A 23,066-nucleotide genomic window follows, 5' to 3' on the forward strand; every position below is an offset into this window, starting at 1 on the left:
TAGGCATGATTCTCTTAAGCTTGCTGTAAGAGCAGATAGGAGTGCAAATGCTGGAAGGAAACTACTGGGAGGAAGGGCTAGCCTGAGCCCATGGATGGCGAGAAATTTAAGGAAAAATGAAATATTATCTATAACTTATTTGCTAAAAATATTAAATAAAAAAGCAAGTATAGCTTGCTCCAGGCTAAAGGCAAAGAGAGCAGTAATATAAAAAGTATTTTATTCCTATCGCAGAGAAAGGCTAGCATACGGCCTTGCCACCCATTCTCTTAAATAAGCTGGTCCAAACCCGCTATGAATAAAGAGGCGCAATGTTTTGCTAACTTTAAAGATACAAAAGAGACTCATTTAGCATACAAACGGCTTTTTTAATCTATCTATAGCTAACATAATATTATTGCGTGCTCCAAAAGCTGTAAAACGTATAAATCCTTCTCCTGAGGGGCCAAAGCCTGAGCCAGGTGTGGTAATGATATGATAGTTTTCAAGTAAAGCTTGAAAAACCTCCCAAGATTTGCGATTTTTAAACCGTACCCACAGGTAAGGGGCGTTAGTCCCGCCATACACTTCCCACCCTTGCTGCTCAAGAGCTGTTTTGATGAGCTGAGCATTTTCCAGGTAAAGCTGGCAGGTTTTCTTCACTTCTTGGAGACCTCTATCTTCAAGAACGGCCATCCCACCGCGCTGAGCTATATTAGAGGCTCCATTGAAAATAGTAGTAGTCAGGCGTTGCCAATCTACATTTACTGGGGTCCCATCTTCATATTTTAAGGCTTGCGGAATGATGGTCCAGCCAAGGCGTACCCCAGTGAAGCCTGCAAGCTTAGAAAAAGAGCTTACTTCGATGGCCACTTCTTTTGCGCCTGGGATTTCAAAGATAGATTTGGGTAAAGAAGAGTCTTGTATAAAGTTGGCATAGGCAGAATCAAATAAGATAATCGTTTGATTGCTTTTTGCAAAGTCAACTAATCTGGTTAATTGATCTTTTGTAGCTACAGCTCCTGTAGGGTTATTGGGGGAACAAAAGTAAATGATGTCTGTGCGAGGCGTTCTTTCTAAGTCGGGAAAAAAATTATTCTCAGGAGCACAAGGCATGTAAACAATATTACTTACTCCTTGGATAATACTGCCATCTACATAAACAGGATAAGCTGGATCTTGAATAGCTACCGATACATGTTTTCCTAAAAGCATCTGAAGGCGGCCTATATCGCACTTGGCACCATCAGAAACAAATACCTCCGAAGAGGAAATGCGATTAAAATAAAGTTGGGAAGCAATACGCTCGCGAAGCTCATTAAGTCCTTGCTCAGGCCCATAGCCACTATAACCTTGAATGGTTCCCAATTTTATAGCTTCTTGGGACATGGCATGGGCAATAGAAGAAGGAATGGGCTCTGTTGTATCACCAATTCCTAGGCTGATCACCTCTGCTTGAGGATGATCAGAAATAAATTTAAGCTTACGTTTCTGGATTTCAGGAAATAAATATCCGTTACTAAGCTTTGCCAAATTAGCGTTTCTTTTTATCATATCATCAGCTTCTTATATAACCTTGTTGATAGATTAGCTCGGCAGTTAAGATTCCACCGCCAGCTGCTCCTCGAATCGTGTTGTGAGAAAGAGCTGTAAAACGGTAATGGAAAAGAGGGCATTCTCTTAAGCGTCCTGCTACTACAGACATTCCATTGCCTTCAAGTCTATCTAAACGCGGCTGAGGCCGATCTTTCTCATCATGATAAACAAGAGGACAAAGGGGAGCAGAGGGTAGATGAAGCTCCTGAGGGGCCCCTTTAAAAGCCTGCCAAGCTTGTAAAATATCTTCTAAGGAGGGTTTAGTAGCAAATTCTACTGCAACGCATGCCATATGACCATCTAATACTGGAACGCGATTACAGGTTATAGAGAGCGAAATACCTAAAGCATTGACAATCTTATCCTCTTGAATGTTTCCCCAGATTTTTAAAGGCTCGCTTTCAGATTTTTGTTCTTCGCCTTCAATATAAGGAATAATATTATCTTGGATAGCATAGGATGGGACCCCTGGATATCCAGCTCCACTTACGGCTTGCAGGGTAGTCACCATTAGTTTTTTAACCTGGAACTTTTGATGTAAAGGTTGTAAAGGAATCATATAGCTTTGAAGGGAGCAATTCGGTTTGACAACAATGCAGCCTTGCCCCCAACCTCGATTCTTTTGCTGTTTTCTAATCATGCTTAGATGATGAGCATTGATTTCCGGGATTAGAATGGGAACATCAGGAGTGTTACGGTGATAAGAAGCATTAGACATAACCGGTAAGCCAGCCGCCGCATAACTCTCTTCATATAGCTTAGCAATAGGAGAGGCAACAGCTGAAAAAACGAGGCTACAATTGCGTTTGCATTGCTCAATATTCTCTATAGAATAGACGGGAAGCTTTCCGTGTGTTTCGCTAAGAGGCGTATTAGGAAGCCAGCGATTCTGAACTGCTTCTGCATAGCTTTTACCAGCCGACTGCTTGGATGAAGCTAGGAAAACCACTTCAAACCAGGGGTGCTTAGACAGTAATTGTAGATATTGCTGGCCAACCATACCTGTTGCACCTAAAATGCCTACAGGAATTTTTTTCATATAAGTTTTCCTAAAGTGAATAGGAGAAATTATAAACAATAGGGCTATTTTTAGAAATATGAGAATAGACTTTTTTGGTCACAAGACTATATTTAAATTAGATGAGTGAAGAAGTGAATTTCAATGAATTTCTCTCCTTCGTCGTAAGCGATCGAAAAGGGGAGGATTAACTAAGGCCTTGATGCTAAGAAAATAATGTTAATCAGAAAGTCCAATAAATAGAAAAGACAGCTATTTGCAAGCATTTTTTATTTTGCAGATGTTCTCAGAAACCCTTAAGCTGGGTCTACCTCGTGGTCGCTTACCCCTCGTCTAGGTCTAGTGTTCCTTGTAAATTAACTAAGTAACATAAGCAAACATGTTCATGTTTTAGACTTGAAAGTAAGGGTTTACTTATCTTTAGGCAATTTTGCTATTGAAAAACAAGGTTAAAAAATAAAAAAATTTTTGAAATGCCTCAGACAGATAATAGAACGGCTTTTCTAATTTACAGATTCTAACATATTTCACCCTCAAGTGCCAAAACTGATGCTTACTAATAGGATCTGTATGTGGGATATCAGCATGATTGTTAAGAAAAAGTAGTTGACAAGGACCGAAAAAAATAATTAGCCTATTTATTAAAATTTACTACAAACCTAAATTTTAAGCTATTAAGGCTGGCAATATGAGCTCTCCCATCCATCTTCAAGGCGATCCCTCTACCATTCCACCGGTAGATCTACCTCATCCTTCTTTAGTTGTGCAAAGTGTGGCTGAAGAAAGTAGCCTTACGGATTCATTAGCGAAAAAAAGTGAAGCCGACGAATTCTTAGATTCCCGATTAGTGGTAAATACGGAAGTTTTAATCGATGATGCCCCTATCCCTTTATTTGATCTGTGTATCTTTGAGCAGGCTCAGGGAGAGAAAAGAAAAGAGCTTATCAAGCAATTTGGCGATGGACTTAAGAATATAGGGTTTGTGGCATTTAAGGTGGAAGCCCTACAGCCTTTAATTGAAGCTGCCTACCTTGAGATGGAAAAATACTTTAATCAGCCTCTAGAAGATAAAATGAGAGATTGCCAGGAAGACCCTTCCATAGGCTTTTCTCCCCAAGGGCGAGAGACAGCTGCAGGAGCTTGCCATCCCGATCTTAAAGAGACCTTTTCTATCCCTCCCCATTTTAAGGAGTGGCCTGCGAATCGCTCAAAATTTCAAGAGATAATGTCTCTTTACCATCAGCAATTTACCAAGTTGGCCACTTTGTTCATGGGATATCTAGCTGAGTATTTAAATGAGCCATCAAAAAATATCCTTACGCCTGCTAGGAGTGGAAATCATTTATTGCGGTTAGTTCATTATCCTGCCCTCAAAGCTGAAGATGATCCTCAAGCAGTGTGGGCGAGTGCGCACAAAGACCTGAATGTCTTAACTTTATTTCCTTCTTCTAAAGTCCCTGGATTACAAGTCATGACCCAAGAAGGAGAATGGAAGCATGTGAATATTCCTAAAGGTTATATCCTGATCAATACGGGAGAACAGTTATACTATAAAACTGCTGGATTGATGCGCGCCTCTCGTCATCAAGTTATCAATCCAGGAGGTCTATATGCGCGGCAGCGACGTTTTGCTAGTAGCTTTTTTTTCTCATGGCCTGCTAATTTTTCTTTAACACCCTTTGTAGGCTGTTTAAATCAAGTGATAGCTGATATGCCTGAGGTAGAAAAAGAAGAATATATGAAAGGTTTTCCTGAGATGACTGTCCAAGAATGCTTGGAAGTACGCCTGATAGAAATGCGTATTATTCTTGAGCCTTCGGAGGAGCTAGTCAAAAATTTACGCCAAAAAGGCCTATTAAAAATGCCTCCTCACGAGCTTATTGCCCTTTATCCTTCCATTTTTTCAGATGAACAAAAAGAGACTTAATCATTCAAGTTTAAAAGATAAAAAAAAGAAAAAGCTAACTTACACAAGCTTATGAGTAAAAACAGGAAAATAAGTTGTTTGCTCCTCTTATTTCCTTTTGGTTTTTCTTAAAAAATTTGTTTTAATTTTTTAAAGCTGCTTTTTTAAGCCAGTGAGAAGATGAGCTAAAACAACGCTGTTTAAAAAATCTAGTGAAATCCATTATTGTTGGGAGGAAAGGCCTTTATTCGACGATACAAAAGCCTTCTTCATAAATAGGGCCAGTTTTGCCAATTTTTAATTTATTCTGAAAAAATTCGCGATAAACTTTCAATCCTTGTTGGGCATTTTGGATGCAGTAAAAGCAATTAGTAATCCACTCAGAGCCCTTGATCGTGCCGGTGTTGTAATTTAATTGAAAGCGGCTGGTGATTTTTTGCTTCCAATAAGCGGGTTCTCCAAATAACAACACAGGATTTGAAGGAACTGAACCGACTTTTCGGCGCACTTCCTCTAAGGAATATTCAAAATCTGTGCCAATTCCACCTTCTAAAAAGATAGGAAAATCGAGATTAAATTCTGCTTGGCGCTCCACAAGTTTATCTAAGCGATAAGTCATTTTAGCGTCTATATAAGGATTTTGCCGCTGTTCATTGACTACTGCCAGAGGGCCTGCTCTAAAATCTACTATATTAGCACAAGAAAGCATCTGGTATTCTTGTGCGACACGATTTCCTACCTCCATAGCCCCAGGCCCGCCGCCCGTAATTAAAGCAAGAGGTGTATCTTTTTTTAGCAAAGGATGATTCATTTCTTGGCGCATCTCTATGACGCCTTTTAGAAGTTTTCTTAACTCAGTTTCAAAATTTCCTTCGAGTAGGTTAGAGCCATAAATGCCGAATACTGTAGAATTTAGAAAAGCTTCGATTTTTCCCAGAGGAACGAAGAGTCCCGAGTCATAGCCAGGCTTTTGCACGAATTGTAGAACCTTATGGCTAGTTTCATCTACCCAAAACACAGGGATGGCAAACTTGTCCAGGTCATGTAAAAGAGCACGATCTTCTGCAGAGAAAAAGCCTAGATGTGATTGGGAGGCATATTGAAAATATATCCCTTTAAGGCATCTTTGCACTTGATCGCTTAATAGCATACGCTTCATGAAAGGAGAGGGAAAATAACGGGTAAGGAGGATACCTTGGCTCGTAATGTTAGAATCATCGATAGCTTTTAAAAAGGGATAAGAGGGCTGCTGCTTAATGAAACGTTCGACCATGAGTGCTTTCCTAGTTCCATGGCCCCATTTGGGAAATTCTTGAAAACGTGACGTGCGCGTAATCCAGGCTTCCGGTTTTAGATTGAGAAATTGCTCTCCTTTTACCACAAACACTGCCGCACGATTTTCTATAGGTTCAGGTGCTGTTTTAAAAGCTTCAAAAAGCACGCTAGTATCTTCTAGACAAGCCTGTAATTGATCGCGATCAGAAAAATATACATGCTCACGATAAGGTTCTAAAGTATAAAATTCTAGAGGAATATCGGTAATCTCTCTTTGGCTACTGCCATACAGCTCATAGATGTCACCTGAAGCATAGGTATCAGGTTGGAGAACCGAAGCTGTCGTGTGCTGGACTTCCGTAGAAAGAAGTTCTTGGGCTACATGGCCGAAAACTGTTCTAATATGTAAGGGTAAAGTACGAACAAGTAAAAGCTCATTTTTGTTTACCTCTCGGGGCTGATCTAGCTCCCATTCTTGGTGAAGTTTTAAGATTTCCCGCATACTAAGCGAGGATGTTAATGCTTTTGCGACGGTAGGAAGGAAACCATGAATGGTCGAGGCATATCCACCTCGCCCTTTTAGTAAGGATAGGTAGGCTACCGTCCGCCCATCTACTTTATCGAGGATTAAATTATCACTTCCATGTAATCCTCCTAGCGAAAGTAGAGGCCTTCCCCATCGATCAGAGCGCCCAAACATGCGAAAGAGATAATCAGGATCACGCACGCGACGGCGCTCATCCGCAGCAAAAAGGCGACCAATTGCTGCTCCCACTTCAATGTGTTTAAGCATTTCCGCACCTACCCTTCCTAGGGCGGAAAGATGAACTTTAACTTCAGCACAGCTATTTTGCTTATCTAATTGATATTCGATGCCTATGCCATTCACTCCTAATTGTGCCAGCGTGCTTTTGATATTAAAGAAAAGATGATTTAAATCTATCTCAAATCCAACAAAGAGTGAAGGTATTTGACTAATAAAAACTGTTGCTATTCTAGTGTTTTCATGGATAGGCCCTAAATGTGTAATTATGCCATCCGGAGTGACTAAATCTAAATATTTTGTTTCGAGAAATAATTGGCTATTCATACATCTCCTAGCAGAAGGCTGATCATATGAACCTGTCTAAAATTAGTCAATCTCACAGCTTCTATAAAAAATTGCGAGCAAATGCTAAAAAGATTTTAGAGCGCGAAAGATAGAGCAGAAAGGAGGCTAAAATTTTTAAGTACGTTCTTTGTACGCCAATTTACATAAATGCTTTACTTTTAGCACCATTTTTTGTGAATATTGTGTTTATAGCCTGTCAATAAAGTAAGAGGCAAAGAGAAACAAAAGTGCTAACCTTTTATCTTTAATGGCAACCTTTTCTTTCTTCTTTTGAATTAAATCTCTCATAGTTAGGCGGTTAATTTTATAAGTATAAGCAGTGCTTTTGCGTAAAGAAAGCTTTTTCAAAGTAAAAAGACAACTTTAAGAGAGAATGTAAGCGGTCACGGGGGTTATCAATTACTTTGTGATAAATAAAATAATTTCTAGAGTTTATATTTACTTAATCATATATTGAGTAGTATGCAACTCTCATACGAGCAACTATTTAAAGAGAACGCAGAGCTAAGGGCTGAGATTATCCAGCTTCGAGCTGAAAATACGCAGCTAAAAGCTTTAGTGAATAGACTAGAAAAGGTAATCACCAAGCTTGAAGCACGCATTGCCCAGCTAGAGGCACAGCTTAATCAAAATTCCAAGAATAGCTCCAAGCCACCATCTACTGATCAAAAAGCTAATCGTTCAACTACTCCAAAAACAGAAAAACGACCTTATCATCCTGGTGCTAGCCGTCAACTCCTACCTGCTAGCGCAGTTACCTCGCATGAAGTTCGTAGTGTAAAAGCTTGCCCCCATTGTCACTCTGCTATGCATGCCACTGATAAGGTTTTTTCCTGGCAGCAGATCGAGCTTCCTGAAATTAAGCCTTTGGTGCATCAAATAGATTTAGTAACGAGCAGATGCCCTTGCTGCCATCTAGAAACAAGACCTGAACTTACAGAAAATGAGCAATTCTTACTTGGCCCTAGGCTGGAAGGCTTTATTAATCTGCTGATGGGACAATATCGTCAAGGCCATCGTGCGGTGCGCACCATGATTAGTGCCTTACTGCCTCACGTGGCTTTAAGCCAAGGTTTTATTTCTAAAGTTAAAGCTCGCACCGCTGCTTTACTTTTTTCGTCTTATGAAACACTTGTTAAAGCAGCTACTACTACCCAGCAACCTTTGCATATAGATGCAACGAACTGGCGCCACGCCGCCACTAACGAACATTTGCTAGTATTACGTGTAGGAAATGTGATTGCTTATGCATTAAGACCTTATCAAAATGGTGCTACTCTAAAGGCATTAGTCGGCCAGCAGATTCATTGCTTAGTGAGTGATCGAGGTTTAGCTATCCATCAAATTAAGGTGAAGATCAAACAGTATTGTCTAGCTCATCTACTCCGTAATATACAAGGGCAAGCAGAACAGCCCAATATATCTTTAGAGGATACCCAGCGTTTAGGAGCCCTATATGATACCTTGCAAGAGCTTTTTAAAGATAAGCATCGCCTAGAAAAAGGACAAATCAGCCAGTCTACTTGGCAGCAGTATGGGTATCTTAGCTGGCGTTATATACAAGAAGAATTACAAGAGCTGGAGCGCTGGGGTAGCATTAAGAAATTACGGAAGTTTTGTCACAAGCTTTTAAAACAGATCAAACATTTCCGTGCTTACTTAACAGATCCTACTATTCCTATGACCAATAATGCTGCCGAAGAATCTTTAAGAAATCTAGTCATTGTACGTAAGTTATGTCTAGGCAGCCAGTCTACCTATGGCAAAAGATGGAGGGAAGTACTACATAGCTGTATCGAAACTCTTTATCGACAAGGAAAATCTATTCTAGATTTTCTAGCAGACGCTATATATGCCGCTCGTACCAAGCAACCCATGCCTTCTGTTATCTAAAAAACCTTTTATATCCCGTGACCGCTTACGTAGCAAGGTTGGAATGTTGGCTAAAAGATAAAAAAAGCTTTTTTTCAATCATTTGTCTAAGATTAGCTAAATCAGTAATTAGCCTTTCCTCAAATTTTTCAGACTATTAACCTCATGATAGAAAAAATTTACAAGTTTAATTTATATAATCACTTGCAGCCTAGCAAAAATTTGTAAAAAACCTTCTTAATTTTTTTTATTCACTGTTCACGATAAAGTCGATAATTTTTTGAGACAAGTGATCATATAAAGGGGAATGAGCAGCCTCGTAAGCTTCATCATAATTCGTTAGCTGGCCTAAAGAAAAGACATTGATCCCATCACGCGTTTTTTCATATTCATGGTCAAACTCAATCGTAGCCATCACCTTAGCGGGCCCCGCTAGCGGTTTTCCCTTTATATTATCTACCAAGGTTACTTGAGCTATTGCTGTTAACCGCGTTTCAGTAGGGATAATAGAATGTCTTAATTTCCCACTATTTTTACGTTCATAATGGTAGCCCACATTTTCATTTTCGATAGGTAATAACTCCACTAGTAGGGTAAGATCGCCTCCCCATTCTTGATATTGCAAACCTGTTTGCGTGGAGACTAATTTTATTAGATTAGCAGTCAAATGACCTTTGGCATCATTTTTAACATAGGGAATACAGATTGTTTGGTATGAAGATAAAACCTCCTCCGGGCCGACATGATAACCACAAGCAGTTATAAGAAAAAAAGGAGAAAAAAAAATCCATAGATAGCAACGTGTCATGAATGATTAGCTATTTTTATCTTTTTATCTGAAGGCGCCTATAGAACAAGAGGAGCTAAAGCTCCGGAATCATGAGTAAAGCCCATCTGCTTTAATCTATCTTTACAACGCTGAGCCACTAGAGTATCTGGAAAGTTCTTAATCGCATTACTATAATAAATAAGTGAAGCGCGTGGCTGCTTAATCTTCTCATAATATTTAGCTGTTTCATAAAGGGCTGTGGCATAACACTCTTTTATACGTTGAACATTATGTCTGGCTTCATCTATCCGCTCATCTTTAGGAAATTCGTGGATGAATTTCTTAGCATTAAGCTCTGCAAAAGCTAAAACATCAGGATTTTGCGGCTCATTTTGGCATAAATCGTAGTAAATATAGCTTATATTGACATAGCTGGTAGGCGTTAATTCATTTTTAGGAAAACGTGAGCATAAAAGCTGAAAAGATTCGATACTGCAGCGATATTCACGCTTTTCCCAAAGAAGGCATCCCTTAGCATATAAAGCCTGAGCTGCCATTTCATGGCTCGGCATGGCGGTAATCACTTCATCGTAAATAGACAAAGCAAGGCTTTTGCCTGTCGACCATTTTGGAAGCTGTTTTGTACCTAATAGACGTCGTTTAGCGCCGCCGCGTAACTGTTCTGCAATAGCATATTTATACTTAATTGCCTCTAGGAAATGTTGAGGATTGTTTTGGCATTTAAGATAGGCAGAAAAAGCTTTATTAGCAAAATCATATTCTTTTAGATTAAATTCCGCTATTCCTAAATAATATAGAGACTGCTGTCCATATGGATTGTTAGGGAAGTTATTAGAAACAATAGCAAACTGACGAGAAGCTTCCTGCCAATCTCCATTATCCATAGCCGTTTGTCCCAAAGAAAAATGTTGGTCTGGCTGCAAAGTGGCTAGCTTATCTACATCAACAATTCGTCCATTTTTAATTGTATAAGCTGCTTCTACATAAGGGCTACTTAAGTAGCAAAATGTAAAAAATACCAAACGCACGTAGATGCTTAAATGTTTCATTATACTCTCCTTAAACAAAACAGAAAGTTTAAACCATGTTAAATAAAAGGTAAAGGCGATTTACCGTAGACTCAAAGAGAAGACTAGAAAAATAATAAAGCACAAAAAATTTAGCAATATAGGATGAGTGATTGAATGGGGTAAGGAGCTTTTCCTTAAATTTTATAATTTTTTTAAGCTTGATTGCATAAGTGAGTTAATAGCTCGTCTAAAACACAGCCTTATACTAGGCTTATCACCTGTTAATGCTTATAGTCCTTTGGACATCTTAGGCTTCTTCATAACCAAAATTTTGATGAAAAGCTTTGCTTGCTAGTTGGCTACTTTCTAAGAGCAAAAATTTTCCAAAGCTTCTTTTAAAGCGATACCTCGCCATTTCGGCAAGCGATCTTTCATGATCGCTGCCAGAATTCTTATAAAGCTACCTAGCTTTATCGTCTCTTTCTAAGCCTTGAATGACTTTTAAAGCATCCTTTCTTTTTTCATCCAAGGAGTACCCCTCTCTTGGCTTAGCCTTCCTCTTCTTCATGGAAATGCTACAGGATCTATACCCTCCATAAGATGATTGGCAAGAAGCCTGGCTATCCTAAGTGCTATCTCCATGGACGGTTTTTTCCTACTCTTTAGCAGCTTAAAGAATCATCTGGCTCGCTATTCAATCATCGGCTTTATTGCTCTTGATTGGTTTAATTATTTGAAAGAACACTATAGAGTTATCCTTAAGAAGCTTAAAGGCCTCCCTACCAAAAATTCTTTTATTCTGAAGTATGGAAAAAATCTCTCTTTTATAATGCATAGAGCAAAAAAAGATTGATTATGGGCTAAAAAGCTAGAGCCAATAGGATTGATCTGTAAGCAAAAAGATGGATTATACCAAGAATACTTGTCTAGCCTGGTTGGGACTATGCCGTAAAACAAGCAAAACTTATGGAGCCCTGCCAAACGCTAGTCCAGCCTTTCTTTTATTAGCTATGATAAGTTATATGTCAAAAAGAATAGCGCAATGATTTAATTTAAAGAATGCTTCATAATAAAGGAAAGTGTTTTAAGCTTAGATTCCAATTCAGGCGTTAAAGTTACTCCCCAACGGCTTTCAATATGTAAAATGGCATGCACATCTTCCTGGCAATGGAACTCCAATTGAATAGGCGTGGTTCCACGATGTTCTATGAATAACCCTTTAAGTTGCATAATTTGTGTTAAACGCACATTGTCCAAATCTATTTTTAAAGATAAAGTTTTAGACTCTCTCATTACCTCTCTCTTTTTTTCTAGCACAACTTTTGATTTTTCCACTTTTTTATCCCTCCCCTCTCCTATAGCTTTTGCAAAACGAGCGGCTTGTAATTTAGCCTTATCAAAAGCCCGATCGCATTCTTCTACCATCGCTTCATTAGCTTTAGTTAAATCATCAATCCATTTACAAGAAAGTCGAAGGGATTCTTCCTTTTTATCTACTTGGATGACTGCATATAAAAGTTGATTTTCTTTTAACAATAAGTTTTTCTGCTCAAACAAATCAGACCATATAGGCATCTCATACCGATCCATGCCATCGCTAACCATCAAGATGGCAAATTTTTTTTGCGTTTTAGAAGAGACTCGTATTTCAGCTGTCTCTACAATCAAAGCTGCTCGGAAGACAGCATTGTGCTCTAAATTCTGAACATGGCTTAAAGGTATGCAAGAAAGGCGCGTGATAATCTCACGATAAGCATCCATGGGATGACCCGTTAAAAAAAAGCCCAAAAGTTCTTTTTCCCGCAAAAGAATATCCAAGCGGGAGGTCTTCTTTTTTACTTCGGGAGGATGCATAAAACGAGATTCGGAGGACTCTCCCATCAAAGCAAAAAGGGATAAGACGCCAGCTGAAGCTTCTTGCTTTTCTTTTAGCACAGTCTCATAGATAGGATCAATACTTTGCCTTAAGCTATCTCTCGACCAGCTAGTAAAATCAAAACATCCTGCATCCACCAAGTTTTCAATAACCTTTTTGCCCACTTTAGTGTTATCAATTCTTTTAATAAATTGATATAAGCTTGTATAAGGGCCGCCTTTATTTCTTTCTTTAATAATAGCTTCCACGACTCCTTCTCCCACTCCTTTAATACCTGCCATGGCGAAACGAATTCCTTGAGGAGTAGCAAAAAAGGTGGCATGCGCTTCATTAACGTCTGGCTGTAAAATGGCAATACCCATTTCTTGGCATTCTCCAATAAATTTAGTTACCTTTGTTAAATCATCACTATCACACGTCATAAGAGCAGCCATCCACTCATTAGGGTAGTTAGCTTTCAGATAGGCAGTCACATAGGAGAGATAGCCATAGGCAGCTGCATGGGATTTATTAAATCCATAGGCAGCAAATTTTTCCATTTTATCAAAAATTTGCATCGAGGTTTCTTCATCAATCCCGTTTTCCAACGAACCTAAACGAAATTTTTCTCGTTGCTGAAGCATTTGATCCCTATCTTTTTTACCCATAGCACGCCGCAAGACATCTCCTTCACCTAGCGAAAATTTAGCAAGCTTACTAGCTATCTGCATCACCTGCTCTTGATAAACCATAATGCCATAGGTTTCTGCAAGAATATCATTCATCCATGGATGATCATATTCAATAGGTTCACGGCCATGCTTTCTATTAATGAAAGAGGGAATCATGTCCATAGGGCCTGGTCGGTAGAGAGCTCCTACGGCAATAATTTCTTCAAACTTATCCAAATGGAGCTGGCGTGCCAAATCTTGCATGCCTGCAGATTCCAGCTGAAAAATGCCTAAAGTTTTTCCTTGGTTTAAAAGATTAAAGGTAGGCTGATCATCTAAAGGAAGATTAATCCAATCAATGGCTTTACCAACCCTTTGATAAATTGCCTTTACACATATATGGATAGCGGTCAGTGTTTTAAGGCCTAAAAAGTCCACCTTTAGCATTCCCACTAATTCAACAGGTTTCATGGAAAGCTGCGTCACTGGCATATCAGAATCTTTAGAAAGGCAAACGGGTATAAAGTTAGTCAGCGGTTCTCCACTGATAATGATGCCTGCAGCATGAATACCCGTATTACGAATAGATCCCTCTAAAGTCTTACCTATATCGATGATGCGTTGAGCATCTTCGTCCTGCTCATACATGGCCCGTAAATCTGGATCTTTTTCTAAAGCTTTCTGGAGGGTAATATTGAGGTCATCAGGTACAAGTTTAGCAATCGCATTCACCTTAGCTAAAGGAACACTTAATACCCGTCCTACATCTTTAATGGTCATTTTAGCTTTCATGGTGCCAAAAGTAATGATCTGCGCAATATTATCTTTACCATATTTTTGAAGGGTATAGTTAATAACCTCACTGCGCCCATCCATACAAATATCTACGTCAATATCAGGATAAGAAAGCCGTTCAGGATTAATGAAACGCTCAAAAAACAGATGAAAACGCAGAGGTTCAATATCGGTCACTCCAATCAGGTAAAGCACAATAGAACCAGCCCCCGATCCTCTGCCTGGTCCTACAGGGATCCCTTGACGTTTGGCCCAATTGATAAAATCCCATACAATCAGCAAGTAATCGCTCATCCCTTTGGGAACAATAATGTCCATCTCATATTTCAAGCGCTCTTGTACAATGTCAAGGGGATCTTTTTCAGGAAAGATTTCTTTGATTTTATTTAAACGTTCAGGTGTATACCGCTTGGTGATACCTTCCTCACATAATTGCCATAGGTAATTTTTAACGGCCTCGGCTTGTTCCTCTTTAGTGTAATTTTTTCCCTCAAGAGCAGGGGGTAAGTAGATGGGATAATGCTTGGTTTTGAAATCAATCGATACATTACATTTCTCAGCAATTTCCAAGCTATTAGATAGAGCTTCTGGAAAATCGCTAAAAAGCTCAGCCATTTGCTGAGGAGATTTAAAATAGCATTCATGAGAGGGATAAGTACGACGTTTAGGATTAGGCACGCGAAATTTTAGATTGCCGTACGAGTCTTTTTCCCACATTTCAGTAGGCTCCCCAGACTGAATATTAAGTAAAATCTCATGCGCGCGCCAATCAGCGCGTTCAATGTAATGGCTATCATTTGTAGCCACGACCTTTATATTAAGCTCTTTTGATATTTCTATAAGAGTAGCGTTAATTTTTTCTTGTTTTTGTATATAGTCTTGGTAATATTGCTGAAGCCAAGTTTCTTGATGCAAGCCATCCTGGCGAATATCTTGATCTGTCATCCGATGGCGCTGTAATTCAAGATAATAATCGTCTCCAAAGAGCTCTTGATACCAACGGATTTTGCTCATTAAGCTATCTTTTGTGCCATTCAAAGCTTCATAAGCGATTAAGCTACTTTGGCAACCTGATAGGCAAATCAATCCTTCACTATGAAGCTTAAGCACTTCGTGATCGATGCGTGGATGGTAGTAAAATCCCTCTAGATAACCGATGGAAGTTAACTTACATAAGTTATGATAACCAGCTTTATTTTTAGCTAAAATAGTTAAATGAAAATTAGTACGTGCTCCATATTCTTTTTTTTTGTCAAATCGCGATTCGGGTGCAACATAAAACTCACAGCCTAAGATGGGTTTAACACCCACATCTTTACAAGCCTTATAAAAATCAATGGCCCCAAACATGTTACCATGATCTGTTAAAGCCACTGCAGGCATATGAAAAGCAGCTGCTTTTTTGGCAATAGCATGCACATCAGCAGCAGCATCTAAGATGGAAAATTGAGAATGGACATGTAAGGGAACCCACATAAATATAATCTATAGCCATTATTTAAGAATTTAGGTTCAAGTATACCGTATCTTATGAGATCGAGTAAACAAGCAAATAAAAGGCTATCAGAAATTTAGCAAGGAGCGATTCCTTTTTGGCTGCTTGGCCTTTTAAATAGGATGATGGCGTAAACTCCTTGTAAGAAGAAAAGCAGGAAGAATGAGAAATAAAATCCTTTGAAAGCTAAAATTTATTCTCTAAGAGGGGCTGAGTTCTTTTTCAAAGCGCTTGCTGATGAATTTATAAAAACCTACTTAAAAGAGCCCAAATTTTTACGGTTACTTCTAAAGTAGGAAGGTTAATGATAAAAAAAGCCTCTTTATCTTAGCAAAAATCCATGCGGGTAAATGAACAGCTAGATCTTCTTGCATCCTACTTCCATGTTCTGGCCCTCAGGTTGTTTTTTTTTCGCTCAATTTCTTGCTCTTTGCAGGAAGCTTATCCAAGAGAAGGATCTTCCAAAAACACGCATGGATAAAATTTTCACGCTTTTAATAACCCAAAAAAAAACAATTCCATTTAAGAAATTTAAAGGGGAAGAATTTCTGTTAGGAACGGCTTTTTGCTGTCACCAGTTTTTTGTTTTCACTAATCGCCCACAAAGGGAGAAGTAAAAGAACAGCTATTATACAAGAAATTCCTAAGCACCAAAAAAAGCCATCCCATCCCATTTCCTGAGTAACCTTGCCAAGAGGATAGCCTGCAACAGCAGCTCCCATATAGGCAAATGTGCCTGCAAACCCGGTAGAAGAAGCTGCAGCCTTCTTATGAGAAAGCTCAGCGCATGCTACCCCAATCAACATCTGCGGGCCAAAGATAGCAAAACCTATTGTAAACATGGCTGCTGAATCTACTAAAGGATAACCTGCGGGGACAAACCAAAAGAAAGCAATGGCAATAAACATAAGTACAGCAAAAAGCACATTAACAGGTCCTCTCTTAGCAGAGAAAAAATAGTCAGAGGCCCACCCTGCTGCTAAGCTGCCAAAAAAACCACCCACTTCGAATAAGGAGACACAGCCATTGGCACTCAGCTGATTATACCCTTTGGTTTCTATCAAATAAAGGGCAGTCCAATCATTAATCCCTGTACGAACAAAATAGACAAAAAAATAAGAAATAGCTAGCATCCAAATGTATTTATTTTTTAAAACATACTCCACTAAAACTTCACGCGCTGAGAGCTGTTCATCCTCTGCTTGGCTACCATTCCCGGAATAATCGTTGCGAAATTTTTCTATAGGAGGTAGCCCTAAAGATTGAGGAGTATCCCTTAAGCGATTAATTAAATAAAAACCTCCTAGAATACAAATCATTCCTGGCACATACATGGCGGCTCGCCAACCACCAAAATAATATGCGCAAAATCCTACAATCCAAGGGATTAAAAAAGCGCCTACATTGTGAGAAACGTTCCAGGTCGACCACCATGAGCCTCTTTCTGATTGAGAATACCAATGAGTTAAAAAACGTGCACATGGCGGCCAACCAAAACCTTGAAACCATCCGTTTAGCCCCCAAAAAATGGCAAACAAGAAGAGGTTAGAAGATAAACCAAATAAAATATTAATTATGCCTGTAATAATAAGGCCAAAAGCCATAAAGTAACGAGCATTTGAGCGATCGGAAATAATGCCACTGGCAAATTTGCTAAAGCCATAGGTAATGGAAAAAATACTTGCTAAAATTCCTAGCTGGCTTTTGTCGAATCCTAATTCAGCAATAATGCCAGGCATCGCAAAAGTGAAGCTTTTACGGGTAAAATAATAAAAAGCATAGCCTATAAACATGGAATATAAAATTCGTATACGCCAATAATTATAAAGATGCTTAACTTTTTCTTGATCTTGAATTTCCGGTAGATAGGGTGCAGGCCTTAATAATCTAAGCAACCAATTCACGCAATGCTCCTAAAAATTTAAATGATTTTTTGAAATTTTCACTGTTTTGATAGATAAGGATTCTTATAACGGGGGGATCAATTTTACACAAGCGCAACATTTTATCAGCAGCTACGCTATTAATCCAATTAAAAATTTAGTTAACAATAAATTAGGTTGACCTTAGCTGCCAGATATGCTAGAAATGCAGCTCATAAAATTAAATTCTACCATCTAGAATTTTTAAGAATAAATAATAATGATAAAAATTACCTTAAATCCGCATGAGAGCCCAATCGTTAGCATTTTTGACCAAGAAACCATAATTATTGGTTCAGGTACAGGATCTATGAAAGCTGATCTAATTCTAGCTGATGCGGCTATACAACCTATTCATATAAAAATTGTACACAAAGGGCAGCAATGCCAAGTGATCAATTATGCAAATGACCCTTTTGCAACTTTAAATGATGTGCCTTTTGGTAAAAAAAGTATAAAAGATAGTGGCATCTTACAGGTTGGGAGCCATCTTATTCAGATAGAACTCAAGTATGTAGAATCTGTAAAAGAGGATGATAAGACACTTTCTTCTATAAATGAGCCTTTAAATGTTACGCTAGAAGGGCTACTTGAATGGCAAGCTTTGGAAAGAAAGCTCCCCCTTCCCCCTTCTTCTATCTCTGAAAACTCTTTAAAAAGCTCAAACTTTATCTCTAATCCTTCCCCTATGTCCCCTCAGGAGAGTAGCAAATTTCCTCTTCAAGAAGAGGTTAGCTTGTTGGAGCAGAAAAAATGGGCAAAGAGCCAGCTTGAAGAAAGGGAATTAGAAGATTTAATGCATGAAATTGAGCAATTTGGAATCAAACACTTTAAAGAAGAGAGCTTGTCTACCTATTTAGCTAGTGAAAATGATAGCTCTTCCCTCTTTTTGCAAGAAGATACAGTCGATCACTTTCCTACTCTCCCCACCATGCTTGCGCCAAAAAGCCGCCCTGAATATCAAGTAGGTGAATTTGACGATGAGGGCGAAACTTGGAATACAGAAAAAGAAGAAGCAGCGGTTACAGGGGTAAAAATTGAAGAGACAAAAAATCTCATTGATTGGAAATTTCTTACGACTCTTGTAATGACTCTTTTATTTATCCTTGGACTTGTCGCTGGCGCTCTTTATTTTAATATCAGTGCCAAAAATGAAATAGAAGAAATGAAAGCTGCAGAAGGTGTGGCTGATATAGCTATGGCGCTTAAATATGCTCAAATACATTATATTAAGCCTCAAAAAAAGAATTGGTCCGATCCAGAATTTATCAAGAAGAGCCTTGCTCAAGTCATTCCTCATGACTACCCCTCCTTAACAAACATCGATCAGCATGGGCATTTGAATGAAACCTCTTACTCTTTAAGGATTTATACGAGTACCGATTTTTCGCAATTTCTCGTTATCGCGCAACCAGCACCTAGTGTCCTTCAATCATTAATTCCTAAAACTGCTATTGTCATCGATTCTAAGCTCATGCAATTGCGGAAAGTTGCTGACATGAAAACTCTTAATCGTTTATTGGTAAATTCCAATAATTTAGATAATTCTAATGCGGTGGAAGTAACAAATCTTGTGAAACAGGGTAAGCTAATTCTTTTAAGCACACTGGCTCAAAAACGTAAAGCCCCAGACTTCTCTCCCCCTAAAGCTCTCATCCTGCTTCGTCCTGGGGCAGAAAATTATATTTACAATGCACCTCGCTATTACCAATTAGGCGAAACGATCATCAAGCGTGCTATCCAATTGATGCAAACACCAGGTAATGTGCATGAATTATCCCGCTTAAAGCAAGAAATAAGCCTTCTATCAAAGATGTCAAATATGGTGCTTTATTTTTCGGACGGGATTCAACTTACCTTGGAAGCTCAAAAAGCCATTGCAGCTTTTACTTCTCCTGGGAGCTTTTTGACGGCCTACTTAAAATTTAATCCTGAGGGCATGATCCTAAGTAGCCATCTTATCATTGATGATGAAAGCTCACCTAAAACTTTTAACGATTCGTCAAAAGTTGCTAGCTCTACCTTGCCTGCTGATCATGAATTTTTGGTAGAGCTGGACTCTAACAACCCCCATGCTCTTTCCTTAAACATTCATCCTTTGTTAGCAAAATTAAAATATTTGCGCCAATCACGCGAGGAAGTGCTTACCCCTCTTAAAAATCAAATGATCAATCTTATAAAAGAAAATAGTGAGCATCCCACGGAAGAATTTGAAAAAAAAGCTAAAGATTTATTTCAAAAATATTACACCTTAGAGCTAGAACAAAGACATCATCTGATTCAATCCATCCTTCAATTGACAGAAGAATATCCATTAATGCCCGTTAAAGAATTCAAAAGCTATCTAGAAAAGGCGGGCTTAAGCCATTTAAAGCTTAATGCCATTCATCATGATCATCAAGCCCTTTTGCAAAAATATAGAGAAAAAATAAAACAAGCGGAAAACATGAACGAACTTGCTACCTTAGTCGATGCTGTTACCTCTTGGCTCGTTATAAAAAACTTTAGCGATCTTGACGAGTTAGAAATGGATCAAAAAATCATCAAAAACACCCTAATCTCTCAACTAAATTTCCTGCTTTTTTCCTCCCATCCTCGGCCTTTGTCTTTGCTAAATAATGAAGAACAGGCAGCGGCACTATTTAAAGTTTTAAAATTTTGTACTTTAGACACCTCTGATGATGAAAAATATTATATGGATGAGCTTGAAAAGTTAAAAAAATCTTAAAACTTTTTCCATAGGCCTATAGTAGCCTCTACAGAAGCGCTGTCTCTATCCTCTAAAAATAGATCAGCTCTTTAAAAGCTGATCTTTTCTTTAAAGGCAAGTTTTTACTTAAGAGAGCCTACTTAGGAAAGAATTAAATTTTGTTTTTAATTTATAGGCCTAAATTTTTAAAAAGGCAGTGAATTTAGGCCTCCTTTTTAAACCTTCCACTCTTCCTCTTCCGCCTCAGTCATATTTTCTGAAGAAGATGAATGGGAAGAAGAGCTTTTCACCTGTTCTGTTTTTTTAAAAAGAGCTTCCATTAGAGGAGAACTAGACTGGGGTTTGCTAGGCTTTTCATTGGGTTTAATAGAGTTAAGCTTTTTGCCTTCTATAATTTGTTGCATAAGGGCTGCCCTATCGATGGGTTGCCCTTGGGAGCTATTCCCTTTTTTAACTTGTGTAGCCTCGTGAGGATAATTTTTTTCTTTTTTAACCGCAAAGGTCGGCTGGCTATCCTCTAAGTTTATTGGCTGGCTGCTATCTTTTGGGCTTCCCATGTCTTCTTCTACCTCTTCTTCCTCTTCGTCAGAATCATGCATGGCTAATCGACGTTTCATGAGGTGCTCTACGATGTCGTAATCTTGCTTCTTTACTGTTTCCTTACTTAATCCTGAGGAAGAAAGCTTCTGGTGAGCCACCGATTGAGTAATCTCCGTGGTTTTCAAAAAAGATGGAGGGGGAGGAGCAGTAGGAATAGCTATGCTAGTCTGCAGGGTATCTTTTGTTGGTAAAGAGGGAGGAGGAGGTGGCGCTAAAGGAACGTTGCTAGCTAAACTTTCTTCGCGCAGGGAAGATGGTGAGGGAGTGAAGGCTAATTCTTGGGCAGTAGGCTCCTTTATTGAATGGATTTCAGGAGGTAAAGAGATATTTGCTTGCTCTTCTTGTTTTTGCATACCCCTGGTTTTTTCATCGTCTGGGGGCGAAGCTGTGATTTCTTTTGCTAGAAATGGCGAGGCCACCGGTTGTGCCCGAAGACCTATTAAAATAGAGATAGAGCCTTCCTTTACCTCTACTTGACCAGAAATCCAAGGCCTAACAAGCTTTTCTATGCTTCTTGAACCTCCATTTATTACGGAACTATTTTTTATCTCTCCTTTGTTTTCCGCTCTTGTGAAGATGGATTTAACAAGATTTATGATTTTAATCACATGGTTATTCATCCGCTTAATAAAATCACTCTCTTTTCCTTTCATGGCTGCTTGTCGGTGAGAAGGAATATGTACAGCTGGATCTTTTTTTTCCTTGAAAGAAGCTTTTTCTTGAGTTAAAAGCGCAGCTTTTGGATCAAAGCTAGGAATACGAAAATCATTCATAAATCTCTCCAAACATTACCATTTATAAAAGCTTAATTAAATTATTTTATAAAAATTAAACCATCTAAATTTATTATAACATAATTCATATATTTTAATTAAAATTTATTAATTTTAGATAACAAATGAAGATTAAACAATTGAAGTAATCAAGAAAAAAAGAGTCATTCATTCTCTCTTTACGCTTTATTTCCTATCTACTATACTTCGCCCACTTAATCAGGAGATCTTTTACCATGACCATTCCCTCAGCACCCGGCGTGTTTGATATTTTGCCTATAAGTATAGAAGAGCCTTGGCGTAATTCCTACCTATGGAATTATATTGAAAATATTATACGGGAGACTGCTACCTCGTATGGTTATAAAGAGATACGTACTCCTATTTTTGAAAGAACTGAACTGTTTATACGAGGAGTAGGTGAATCAAGTGATATCGTCTCCAAAGAAATGTATACCTTTCAAGATAAAGGAGATAGATCTCTTACCTTACGCCCTGAAGGAACAGCTCCTGTCATTCGAGCTTTTATTGAGCATCAACTTCATACTCAAGCCCCTATCCATAAGATGTTTTATATAGGGCCTATGTTTCGTTATGAGCGCTCTCAAGCTGGGCGTTATCGTCAGCATCATCAATTTGGTGCTGAGGCAATAGGAATTTCAGCGGCAGAGCAAGATGCCGAACTTATCGATTTAGTTTATAATGTCTATCAAAAATTGGGATTAAAGAATCTACAGGTTCATATTAATTCTTTAGGCAATCCAGAAAGCCGCAAATTATTTAAAGCTTCTTTGCAAGCTTATCTAAAGGGCCGTTATGAGCAGTTGTCTAAGGATAGTCAGCGGCGTTTTACCCTCAATCCGTTAAGAATTTTTGACTCTAAAGAGCCTCAAGACCAAGCCATTATAAAAGATGCTCCTCATATATTAGACTTTTTAGACGAAGAGAGTGCTACACACTTTGCAGCAGTTAAACGCCTCCTCAATAAGCTCCACATTCCTTATTCTATTAACCCAAGGCTTGTACGTGGCCTTGATTACTATAATAAAACTGTATTTGAAATTACTTCTGGCGAGTTAGGCGCTCAAAATAGTGTAGGAGGAGGAGGTCGCTATGATGGTTTAATGAAAACCTTGGGTGGACCCGATCTGCCTACTATAGGATTTGGAACGGGCCTTGAAAGAATTTTACAAACCATGTTAAAGCAACAAACTTGGATCCCACCTGCTCCGGCTTTAGAGGTTTTTCTTATCCCTCTGGGAGAACAAGCTAAAGAAGTGTGTTTTTCTCTTTTGCAGGACTTGCGTCTCCATGGCATTCCTAGTGACATGGATTTGAGCGGTAAAAAATTAGCCAAGGTCATGCACTATGCGAATCAGCTACAGGCAAAACATGTGGTCATTATAGGGGAAGAAGAGCTTAAAAACCAAGAAGTTAACCTTAAAAATATGCATTCAGGAGAAAGCGTAAAAATTCCTTTAAACAACCTAGCAAAAATCTTAAGGCTTGATTTTAAAAATGAGGATTTTTTGAAATTAATAATGGATATTAGTCAATCTTTAAAAAATTCTCACGCTGTGGAATTTTTTATCCAGAAACTAGAGCATAAAGTAGAAAGCACTCAAGAAATGGTAGAGGGCCTTAAAGAGACAATGTTAAAAATGAAAAAAATTACTGATTGTTAGAGG

Annotated in this window: 12 protein-coding genes; 4 read left to right on the forward strand and 8 right to left on the reverse strand. The window is 38.6% G+C overall.

What is annotated here, in order from left to right:
* Positions 1–348 precede the first annotated feature (348 nt).
* A complete protein-coding gene (locus NEOC84_RS03935) occupies positions 349–1,533 on the reverse strand; it encodes an LL-diaminopimelate aminotransferase (RefSeq protein WP_166155489.1) in 1,185 nt (394 codons plus the stop codon).
* A gap of 4 nt (positions 1,534–1,537) precedes the next feature.
* Positions 1,538–2,614, reverse strand: coding sequence for an aspartate-semialdehyde dehydrogenase (gene asd / locus NEOC84_RS03940; RefSeq protein WP_166155491.1), 1,077 nt, complete (start codon positions 2,612–2,614; stop codon positions 1,538–1,540).
* 667 nt (positions 2,615–3,281) lie between these two features.
* Between asd and NEOC84_RS03945 the strand changes: the two genes are divergently transcribed.
* A complete protein-coding gene (locus NEOC84_RS03945) occupies positions 3,282–4,520 on the forward strand; it encodes an isopenicillin N synthase family oxygenase (RefSeq protein WP_166155493.1) in 1,239 nt (412 codons plus the stop codon).
* A 223-nt stretch (positions 4,521–4,743) separates the two neighbouring features.
* On the opposite strand, the gene NEOC84_RS03950 is transcribed toward NEOC84_RS03945, so the two are convergent.
* Complete coding sequence (locus NEOC84_RS03950) at positions 4,744–6,864, reverse strand: hypothetical protein (RefSeq protein ID WP_166155495.1); 2,121 nt, start codon at positions 6,862–6,864, stop codon at positions 4,744–4,746.
* A gap of 483 nt (positions 6,865–7,347) precedes the next feature.
* Here NEOC84_RS03950 and NEOC84_RS03955 point away from each other — a divergent pair, with 483 nt between their 5' ends.
* On the forward strand, positions 7,348–8,778 hold the full coding sequence (locus NEOC84_RS03955) for a transposase (protein WP_166155497.1): 1,431 nt from the start codon (positions 7,348–7,350) through the stop codon (positions 8,776–8,778).
* Between the two features lie 226 nt (positions 8,779–9,004).
* Here the strand turns inward: NEOC84_RS03955 and lptE are convergent, their stop codons facing one another.
* The 4 genes from lptE to uhpC form a co-directional block, all read right to left on the reverse strand.
* Complete coding sequence (gene lptE / locus NEOC84_RS03960) at positions 9,005–9,565, reverse strand: LPS assembly lipoprotein LptE (RefSeq protein ID WP_166155499.1); 561 nt, start codon at positions 9,563–9,565, stop codon at positions 9,005–9,007.
* A 38-nt stretch (positions 9,566–9,603) separates the two neighbouring features.
* The gene (bamD, locus tag NEOC84_RS03965) at positions 9,604–10,596 is read right to left on the reverse strand and encodes an outer membrane protein assembly factor BamD (protein WP_166155502.1); all 993 of its coding nucleotides are present in this window, start codon (positions 10,594–10,596) and stop codon (positions 9,604–9,606) included.
* 1,008 nt (positions 10,597–11,604) lie between these two features.
* Complete coding sequence (gene dnaE, locus NEOC84_RS03970; RefSeq protein WP_166155504.1) at positions 11,605–15,354, reverse strand: DNA polymerase III subunit alpha; 3,750 nt, start codon at positions 15,352–15,354, stop codon at positions 11,605–11,607.
* A gap of 570 nt (positions 15,355–15,924) precedes the next feature.
* A complete protein-coding gene (gene uhpC / locus NEOC84_RS03975) occupies positions 15,925–17,277 on the reverse strand; it encodes an MFS transporter family glucose-6-phosphate receptor UhpC (RefSeq protein ID WP_166155506.1) in 1,353 nt (450 codons plus the stop codon).
* 238 nt (positions 17,278–17,515) lie between these two features.
* Between uhpC and NEOC84_RS03980 the strand changes: the two genes are divergently transcribed.
* The gene (locus NEOC84_RS03980; RefSeq protein WP_166155508.1) at positions 17,516–20,023 is read left to right on the forward strand and encodes a hypothetical protein; all 2,508 of its coding nucleotides are present in this window, start codon (positions 17,516–17,518) and stop codon (positions 20,021–20,023) included.
* A gap of 197 nt (positions 20,024–20,220) precedes the next feature.
* On the opposite strand, the gene NEOC84_RS03985 is transcribed toward NEOC84_RS03980, so the two are convergent.
* The gene (locus NEOC84_RS03985; protein ID WP_166155511.1) at positions 20,221–21,378 is read right to left on the reverse strand and encodes a hypothetical protein; all 1,158 of its coding nucleotides are present in this window, start codon (positions 21,376–21,378) and stop codon (positions 20,221–20,223) included.
* 236 nt (positions 21,379–21,614) lie between these two features.
* Between NEOC84_RS03985 and hisS the strand changes: the two genes are divergently transcribed.
* Positions 21,615–23,063, forward strand: a complete 1,449-nt coding sequence (hisS, locus tag NEOC84_RS03990; protein WP_166155514.1) for a histidine--tRNA ligase — start codon at positions 21,615–21,617, stop codon at positions 23,061–23,063.
* Positions 23,064–23,066: the final 3 nt, after the last annotated feature.

The organism is Neochlamydia sp. AcF84 (assembly GCF_011087585.1).
GTDB lineage: Bacteria > Chlamydiota > Chlamydiia > Chlamydiales > Parachlamydiaceae > Neochlamydia.

What these genes read in the sequence shown, in the direction of transcription:
- NEOC84_RS03980 (WP_166155508.1), top strand. Translation starts at nt 17,516, where the DNA reads ATGATAAAAATTACCTTAAATCCGCATGAGAGCCCAATCGTTAGCATT.
- hisS (WP_166155514.1), top strand. Translation starts at nt 21,615, where the DNA reads ATGACCATTCCCTCAGCACCCGGCGTGTTTGATATTTTGCCTATAAGT.
- dnaE (WP_166155504.1), bottom strand. Translation starts at nt 15,354, where the DNA reads ATGTGGGTTCCCTTACATGTCCATTCTCAATTTTCCATCTTAGATGCT.
- NEOC84_RS03935 (WP_166155489.1), bottom strand. Translation starts at nt 1,533, where the DNA reads ATGATAAAAAGAAACGCTAATTTGGCAAAGCTTAGTAACGGATATTTA.
- NEOC84_RS03985 (WP_166155511.1), bottom strand. Translation starts at nt 21,378, where the DNA reads ATGAATGATTTTCGTATTCCTAGCTTTGATCCAAAAGCTGCGCTTTTA.
- bamD (WP_166155502.1), bottom strand. Translation starts at nt 10,596, where the DNA reads ATGAAACATTTAAGCATCTACGTGCGTTTGGTATTTTTTACATTTTGC.
- asd (WP_166155491.1), bottom strand. Translation starts at nt 2,614, where the DNA reads ATGAAAAAAATTCCTGTAGGCATTTTAGGTGCAACAGGTATGGTTGGC.
- NEOC84_RS03950 (WP_166155495.1), bottom strand. Translation starts at nt 6,864, where the DNA reads ATGAATAGCCAATTATTTCTCGAAACAAAATATTTAGATTTAGTCACT.
- NEOC84_RS03945 (WP_166155493.1), top strand. Translation starts at nt 3,282, where the DNA reads ATGAGCTCTCCCATCCATCTTCAAGGCGATCCCTCTACCATTCCACCG.
- NEOC84_RS03955 (WP_166155497.1), top strand. Translation starts at nt 7,348, where the DNA reads ATGCAACTCTCATACGAGCAACTATTTAAAGAGAACGCAGAGCTAAGG.
- lptE (WP_166155499.1), bottom strand. Translation starts at nt 9,565, where the DNA reads ATGACACGTTGCTATCTATGGATTTTTTTTTCTCCTTTTTTTCTTATA.